This window comes from Duganella sp. GW822-FHT06D06, from assembly GCF_058799615.1.
Genome location: NZ_JBXALQ010000041.1, coordinates 1 through 8,152 on the forward strand (window position 1 = coordinate 1; position 8,152 = coordinate 8,152).

Annotated in this window: 7 protein-coding genes; 5 read left to right on the forward strand and 2 right to left on the reverse strand. The window is 65.5% G+C overall.

The features are described from left to right. From AC1RMD_RS30960 to AC1RMD_RS30980, 5 genes are all read left to right on the forward strand, one after another. On the forward strand, positions 1–135 hold a 135-nt coding region (locus AC1RMD_RS30960), incomplete at its 5' end, for an EF-Tu C-terminal domain-related protein (protein WP_479715022.1). A gap of 128 nt (positions 136–263) precedes the next feature. Continuing rightward, positions 264–581: a 30S ribosomal protein S10 gene (rpsJ, locus tag AC1RMD_RS30965; RefSeq protein WP_005663509.1), complete on the forward strand. Its 318-nt coding sequence runs from the start codon at positions 264–266 to the stop codon at positions 579–581. Between the two features lie 350 nt (positions 582–931). Then, on the forward strand, positions 932–3,691 hold the full coding sequence (locus tag AC1RMD_RS30970; protein WP_492932670.1) for a TonB-dependent receptor plug domain-containing protein: 2,760 nt from the start codon (positions 932–934) through the stop codon (positions 3,689–3,691). Positions 3,692–3,814: 123 nt separating this feature from the next. Further along, positions 3,815–4,660 (forward strand): DUF817 domain-containing protein, encoded by an 846-nt coding sequence (locus tag AC1RMD_RS30975; RefSeq protein WP_492932672.1) that lies wholly within the window; start codon positions 3,815–3,817, stop codon positions 4,658–4,660. 68 nt (positions 4,661–4,728) lie between these two features. Then, on the forward strand, positions 4,729–6,306 hold the full coding sequence (locus tag AC1RMD_RS30980) for a sigma 54-interacting transcriptional regulator (protein WP_492932674.1): 1,578 nt from the start codon (positions 4,729–4,731) through the stop codon (positions 6,304–6,306). Here AC1RMD_RS30980 and AC1RMD_RS30985 read toward each other — a convergent pair. Together AC1RMD_RS30985 and AC1RMD_RS30990 are read right to left on the reverse strand one after the other, a co-directional pair. After that, positions 6,234–6,833: a hypothetical protein gene (locus AC1RMD_RS30985; RefSeq protein WP_492932676.1), complete on the reverse strand. Its 600-nt coding sequence runs from the start codon at positions 6,831–6,833 to the stop codon at positions 6,234–6,236. The genes AC1RMD_RS30980 and AC1RMD_RS30985 overlap by 73 nt on opposite strands. Before the next feature lie 28 nt (positions 6,834–6,861). After that, positions 6,862–8,152: tetratricopeptide repeat protein (locus AC1RMD_RS30990; RefSeq protein ID WP_492932678.1), on the reverse strand; the 1,291-nt coding region annotated here is incomplete at its 5' end.

An 8,152-nucleotide genomic window follows, 5' to 3' on the forward strand; every position in this document is an offset into this window, starting at 1 on the left:
GTTATGCCAGGCGATAACGTGTCGATCACCGTCAAGCTGATCAACCCGATCGCGATGGAAGAAGGTCTGCGCTTCGCGATCCGCGAAGGCGGCCGTACCGTCGGCGCCGGCGTTGTTGCTAAAATCATCGCTTAATTTTTAAGCGCTGAGATGAAACACGGCCGGCATGGTGTGATACCATGTCGGCCGTTGCAGTAATAACTCGTTCTTTTAAATATTGCTGACGCTACATAGTTGTCAGTTCGCTCTTTTGAGGAAATATCATGTCCGCACCAAACCAGAAAATCCGTATCCGCCTGAAAGCTTTCGACTACAAGCTGATCGACCAGTCCGCACTGGAAATCGTTGACACCGCTAAGCGCACCGGCGCCGTTGTCAAGGGCCCAGTCCCACTGCCAACCCGCATCCAGCGTTTCGACGTTCTGCGTTCGCCACACGTCAACAAGACCTCGCGCGACCAGTTCGAGATCCGTACCCACCAGCGCCTGATGGACATCGTCGACCCAACCGACAAGACCGTTGACGCACTGATGAAGCTGGACCTGCCAGCTGGTGTCGACGTCGAAATCAAACTGCAATAATCGCTTTGAAGCCGGCCGGCGGAACTGTCGTTCCGCCGCCAGCCGATGATGGGGCCGGGCCTGTTCGCCAACGCGAACGCGCCCGGCCCCATTGTTGTTTGCGTCGCTGTTTTTAGTGGCAACTGTTCCAGAAAACAACAAACACACAAATAAACTAACTAAATTGTAATGTAACGTTCTGTATCCCTTGTCACCTGCACCATGTGTGTGCAGAATTTGCGGTTAGACGTGAAAAGCTAGGTTCATCGTACCCCGGTGGGCGATAGCGAACGCGCAGATTAAATACACACCACATCTGGGAGCAGTTCTTGAATAAACCACTTTTTAAAAAAAGTGCGATTGCTATCGCATTGACCGTCGCTTTCTCACAGCACGCGATCGCTCAGCAAGCCGCTGAAGCCGAACCCAAGCTCCAACGCGTCGAAATCACCGGTTCCAGCATCAAGCGTACCGACAACGAAGCCGCCGCATCGGTGCAGATCCTGACCCGCGACGACATCGAGCGTACCGGCCAGCACACCGTCCTGGGCCTGCTGCGTTCGTCGAGCGCCACCGCCACCAACATCAACTCGGCAACCGCCAGTTCGGGCAGCTTCGCCACCGGTTCGTCCGGCATCGAAATGCGCAACCTGGGCAAGGTTTCGACCCTGATCCTGGTCAACGGCCGCCGCATCTCGCCGTACGGCCTGGCCGACGGCGCGCAGGAAAACTTCACCAATCTGGATGCGATCCCGACCGACGCGGTAGAGCGCATCGAGATCCTGAAAGACGGCGCCTCGGCGATCTACGGTTCCGACGCGATCGCCGGCGTGATCAACATCATCCTGCGCAAGGACTTCGAAGGCGGCAAGGTCACGGTCAACTACGAGACCGCCGACGGCTTCCAGGACAACCGCAACCGCAGCGCCTCGGCGATCTACGGCTACGGCGACATCGACAAGCAGGGCTTCAACACCTACGTCACCTTCGAAGGCTACAAGCGCGACGGCTACACCCAGGGCGAAATGCGCGGCAAGTACCCGGACTGGTACCGCAAAGCCCCTAGCCGCTCGACCTGGGATGCCCGCAGCCCATACTCGCCGACCGGTAACTACTTCTTCAACAGCGCCAAGATCGTCGCTGGTGCCGGCTGCCCGGCCGACCAGATCGACCCGACCGACAAGCTGTGCAAATGGGACGCGCTGCCGTACAACGGCCTGACGACCAACAACAAGCGCTATGCGGCGATGAGCAATACGCACTTCAAGATCGGCGCCAACATCGACGCCAACTTTGAACTCATGACCGCTGGCGCCACCAACGATTACATCGTTTTGCCGTTCAGCACCAACAACGGCGGCACCACCACCGGCACCAACGTCTGGTACAACGCGATCGACGGCAAGATGGTCGGCCCGTTCTCCTATCCGAAACTGCCAATTGGCAATAACGGCAATCCTTATCCGCAAGCGATCGAACTGCGCGCGCGCCTGATGGACACCGGCAACGGTTTCAACTTCAACCGCACCGAGTCCGACCAGAGCCGCGCCATGCTGGCCCTGAACGGCACCGTCGGCGAGTACGACTGGAAATCGGCGGCAGGCTACATGACCTCGTCGGCCACCAAGGCCACCCGCGCGCCTAGCAAGCAGGGCTACACCGACGCGATCGTCAACAACACCTACAAGTTCGGCCAGAAGAACGATCCAGCCCTGCTGGAAGCGATGTTCCCGGTCCGTACCACCAAAGGCAAATCGAAGATTGCGTTCTTCGACGCCACCGTGTCCGGCGCCGTGGCCCAGCTGCCAGCCGGTCCGCTGAGCGTCGCGGTCGGTACCGACCTGCGTCGCGAATCGTATGAGATGGCGAGCTCGGACAACGTCCTGCGCGGCGATCTGGTCGGCATCTTCGGCCTGCAAGTCAAAGACACCGTCAGCCACTATGCGGTGTTCACCGAAGCGACCATCCCGGTCGTCAAGAAACTGGAATTGAGCGCCGCTCTGCGCGCCGACAAAACCAGCGGCAGCGAAGCCCACGTCTCGCCTAAGGTTGGCCTGAAGTTCAACGCCACCGAAACCCTGCTGCTGCGCGGTACGGTCTCCGGTGGCTTCCGCGCGCCGAACATCGTCGAATCCGGTAACGGCCTGGGTCGTAGCTCGGTCGCGACGCTCGTCAACGACCTGCGTCGTTGCCCGACCGCCACTGAGCTGAACAAGCTGGTTCAGAATTCGCCGACCGCGACCACCACCGACAAGACGCTGGCCAACACCTTCCTCAACAACGATTGCAAGGGCTCGCTGCCGAGCTTTGTGTCGTCGAATCCCGACCTGAAGCCGGAAACCTCGCGCTCGTTCACGCTCGGCCTGGTGTTCGAGCCGATCAAGAACTGGACCCTGGCACTCGACTACTACAATATCGAGCGCAAGGATGAAATCGGCACCCGCGCCGTGGGCGACGTACTGAAAGGCGAAGCTTCGCTGCCAGCCGGCCAACTGCTGCGCACCGATAACAGCGCCGCCGACAACGAGTTCCTGGAGCTGGTCAAGAAGTATGCACCAACCAACACCATCAACTTTGGTGGCGTCGGCAAGCTGGGCCTGGTCTACAACCCATACGTCAACAGTGGCAAGACCCGTGCTTCGGGCTTCGACTTCGACGTGGCCGGCCGCGTGAAGATCCAGAACGTCGGCGACCTGCGTCTGAAACTGGAAGGCACCTACGCGCTGAACTACCAGGTCTTCGAAGTCGCTGACAACGCCTACGGTATCAACTCGGCCGGCAACTTCGACGCCGGCTCGCGTCTGCGTACCAAGCTGCGCGCTTCGCTGAAAGTCGGCGCGTTCGATCATGGCACCACCGTCAACTACACCGGCGGCTACAGCCTGAACAGCGACGACAGCCTGAACTACTGCGCCACCAACGGTGTCAGCGCCGCCAACATGGCTGCATGCGAACGCGTGCGCAGCAACACCACGCTGGATTACAACCTGTCGTACTCCGGCATCAAGAACGTGAAGCTGAGCCTGTACATCAACAACCTGCTGAACAAGGATGCGCAAGTGAACTATCGTGACACGTTCACCACGCCGCAATTCCGTACCTTCGCAGCCAGCGCCAGCTACACGTTCTAATCGCTTAGAACTGGCAGTCTGAAAACCGGGCACTGGTTGCCCGGTTTTTTTTTGCCGGTTGCTTCTGGACAGAGGCGCCTGGTAGCGCTAGAGTCGCTTGCCCAATATCCAAGCTGAACCGCCATGCTCGCTGCGCTGGACCACCATCTGCTCGACTATTCCGCCCGTCCCGGCCTGCGCGGCTGGGGGCGCTTCGCGGCCGAATTCCTGTACTTCGGCCTGAAGGAGGCGAGGGCTTGCCTGTTCGTCGCGCTGTTCTTCGGCGCCGTGCTGCTGGCGCCGCGCGCCGGCGTGCTGGGCCTGCCGCGCTACGATGTGCTGCTGGTGGCGGCGCTGGCGATCCAGCTCGGCATGGTGTGGGCCGGGCTGGAGAGCTGGGACGAGCTGAAGGCGGTCAGCCTGTTCCATGTGGTCGGCTTCGCGCTGGAAGTGTTCAAGGTGTCGGCAACCATCCAGTCGTGGAGCTATCCGGACTTCGCCTATACCAAGCTGTGGGGCGTGCCGCTGTTCTCGGGCTTTATGTATGCGGCGGTGGGCAGTTACATCATCCAGGCCTGGCGCCTGTTCGACTTGCGCATCCGCCATCATCCGCCGTACTGGATGGCGGTGCTGATCGCTGTGCTGATCTATGTGAATTTCTTCACCCACCACTATCTGGGCGACTACCGCTGGTACCTGGCGGCCTGCGCGCTGGGCTTGTACGCCCGCACCACGGTGGTGTTCCGGCCGCTGGACCGCGAGCGCCGCATGCCGATGCTGCTGGCCTTTGTGCTGATCGGCTTCTTCATCTGGCTGGCCGAGAACCTGAGCACCTTCTGGGGCGTGTGGCGCTATCCCAACCAGCTGGGCGCCTGGTCGGCGGTGCATGTCGGCAAGTGGAGCTCCTGGTCGCTGCTGGTGGTGATGACCTTCACCATCGTTGCCCACCTCAAGCACATCAAGGCCAGCATCCACGTGCCCGAGCATTGAGCGCGGGCCGGCACCGCAGCGTGAATCGGTGGCGAACAGCGTTGCCGTGCTGGTAAGATTGATGCCATATGATTGATTCCGAATTGACCCTGACCTCGCCGCTGGGCGCGGCGACCATCCACGACCGGCCGCTGCTGGCGCTGACGATACTCTGGCATCCCGACCTGGGGCGGGTCGGCGAACAGTTCATCGGCGGCACCGGCGCGCAAACCGTCGAGCTGAGCCGCTTCCTGCCGCTGTTCCAGCGCCCCGCCGCCGAGGGACTGGCGCTGGGCCATGGCGGCATTTCGCGCGATCCGGTGCTGATCGCACGCGACGGCAACGACGGCATCCGCGTGTCGGTGCCGCACAGCCGCATGGTTGTCGAGCTCAACGGAGTTGAAATCGTCGACAGCGCCTTCGTCAACGCCGCCCAGGTCGAGGCGGGCGCGGTGCTGGGGCTGGGGCGCAGCGTGCTGGTCTGTATCCACTGGATGACTTGCCTGCCCAAGGACAACCCGGTCGACGGCCTGCTGGGCGTCGGCGCCGCCGCGATCCGGGCGCGCGACCTGATACGCCAGGCCGCGGCCAGCGAGGCGCCGGTGCTGTTGCTGGGCGAAACCGGCACCGGCAAGGAAGTCGCGGCGCGCGCCATCCATGCGCTGGGCCGGCGCGCGCCGGCCGCGCTGGTCAGCGTGAACATGGCGGCGCTGAATGAATCGCTGGCCGCGGCCGACCTGTTCGGCGCGGCGCGCGGCGCCTACACCGGCGCCCAGGCCGCGCGCGCCGGCCTGTTTGCCGAAGCGCGCGACGGCACCCTGTTCCTCGACGAGATCGGCAATACGCCGGCCAGCGTCCAGCCGATGCTGCTGCGCGTGCTGGAGAGCGGCGTCTACCGGCCGCTGGGCGCGGCGCAGGATGTGCGCTCGAACGCGCGCCTGATCGCCGCCACCGACCAGGATGTGTACGCCCCGTCGTTCAACCAGCCGCTGTTGCGGCGGCTGGAAAGCCTGGTGATCCGGCTGGCGCCGCTGCGCGCCCGGCGCGAGGATATCGGCGTGCTGATCGTGCATCTGCTGCAGGGCAGCGCGGCGGCGCGGCAGGCCGGCGTGGTGTTGCCGCCGGCCTTGGTCGGCGCCTGCGCCAACTACGACTGGCCCGGCAATGTGCGCCAGCTCGCGCATGTGGTCGCGCGGGCCGTGATGGGATTGGCGCAGGGCGAGTCGCCCTCGTTCGCGGCGCTGGTCGATGTCCCGCGCCTGCCGGCCGCGACCAGCGCCGCGCGCGCCGCCGCCACCCGGTCGGCGCCGGCGCGCCGGCCCTTGTCGGCCATCGACGCGGCGCAGGTGCTGGCGGCGATGGAGGCCAACGGCTGGACCATACTGGCGGCCTCGGCCGCGCTGGGCATTTCGCGGCCGTCGATGTACAAGCTGCTGGCGGCGCATCCGCAGATCCGGCGCGCCGAGCAGATCGGGCCGGAGGAGCTGCGCGCCGCGCTGGCGGCCAGCGGCGGCGCGCTCGGCGCCTGCGCCTCGCTGCTCAAGACGCCGGCCGAGGCGCTGCGCCGCCGCCTGGACGCGCTCGGCCTGGGCGTTCAGGGCAGCGGGCGCGGCGGCGTGCCGCCCGAGCTGGACGAGCTTTCCGGGTCGAAGCTGAAGACGCGGTAGCTGGTCGCGCCGCGCCGCGTGATCGCCACCGTCAGCGCGAAGCGGGTGTCCCAGCGGCCGGCGTTGACGACCTCGTGCTGGACCGCCGATTGCCAGCGCTGCCGCCCCAGGGCGGGCGGCAGGTCCGGCTGGCGGATGAAGTGATTGTCGCTGTAGAAGGAAGTGCAGGCGCTGCCGCTGGCGGCGACGTGCGGAGACTTGGGCTTGAAAAACGGCGACGGGTAGGGATAGGTGCCGGGGATGCCGGGCAGCTCGTCGGGGCGGCTGGTGAGGGCAAACATCATCGGCAAGGTGATCAGGTGGCAATCGACCACCTGCAGCGCGATGTCGTCGTCGGGCAGGCCGACGGCGAGCACCGCGACGCTGAAGTTGTGCTGGGTATCGAGCGCGAACATGCCGGTCTGCAGGCCGTCCTCGACCTCGATCGGGCGGCCGTCCTGGTCGAGCATCTGCCAGTACGGGTCGTCGGTGAGTTGGCGGTAGTCGAAGCGGACTTCCAGGGTGACGAACTGGTTGACGGGTTTCATGGTTGCTTCCTTCAAGGTGGCGCGACGGTTAAGGTGACGGCTTGGCGCGGTCGGCGCCCGCATAGCGCGGGTCGCGTCGCAACGCCGTCAAGTCCGGCTCGGACTCGATAAAATGCCGCGGGTAGCCCAGCTGGATCGCCTTGGCGATGCCTGCCAGTGCTGCTGAACGATCATCTAGCAATTCATATGCCAGTCCGGCGCGGAAGTGGGTGCGCGCATCGCCCGGCGCCATCGCCAGCGCGCGCGCCATCCGCCGCCGGGCGTCGTCGGCGTCGCCGACCCGCGCGGCGTACAAACCCATCTGCGATACCCAGGTCACCTCGCCCGGATCGGAGGTCAGCCGCGGCGCCAGCAGTTCGCGGGCGCGCTGGTGCGCGCGGCGCGCCTCGGCGCGGCGTCCCGGCACCCACAGCAGCGTGTCGCCCAGATTGGCCCAGTAGATATAGCTGGCCGGGTTGCCAGTAGCGGGTTCGACCGCATGGGTGAAGGCCTTGGCCGCGCCGACGTAGTCGCCGGCGCGAAACAGCGCATTGCCCAGGCTGTCGTAGAGCAAGCCGCTGGGCCGGATCTGCAGGCCCTGCTGCAATATCTGCAGCGCTTCGGCGGTGCGGTTCTGGCGCAGCAGCGTGCCGCTCAGGTTGGCGTAGGCCAGCACCGCGTCGGGCTGCACGGCGATGCTGCGCCGGTAAGCCTGTTCCGCCGCGCGGCTGTCGTTGCGCAGTTCGTGGGTGTGCGCGATCTCGTCGTGGAACGCGCGCTCCTGCGGATACAGGCGCAGGCCGGCGGCGGCGGCCTCGAGCGCCTGCGGGTAGCGCGCCAGCCGGTTCAGGCTCATGACCCGGGTGTACAGCGCGAAGAAATCGCCCGGGTCGAGGGCCAGCGCGCGCGCGGCGGCGGCCAGCGCCGGTTCGGCGCGGTCCTGGTTCAGCAGCACCAGCGCGCTCGCCGCATGGCCCAGCGCCACCTCGTCGTTGAGCGCCAGCGCCTGCTGGGCGCCGGCGTCGGCGCGCCGCAGCCAGACGTTGTCCTGGCCGTCGCCGGCGTAGCGGAAGCTGTAGGCCAGCGACAGGCCGGCCGCCGCCGCGGCGTTGCCGGCGTCATGTTCGAGCACGGTCAAAAAGCCGCGGCTGGCCAGGTCCAGGCTGCCCGGGCGGTCGAAGCTGTGCAGCGCCGCCAGGCTGCGCTGCAGCTGCTGCGCCGCCGAATAGCCGCCGGCCGCCGGGCCGGACAGCGGGGCCGACCCGCGCGGCGCCAGCTGCCACGCGGCCAGCCCCAGCAGCACGGCCACGGCGCCGGCGGCCAGCGCGCGCGCGGCCGGG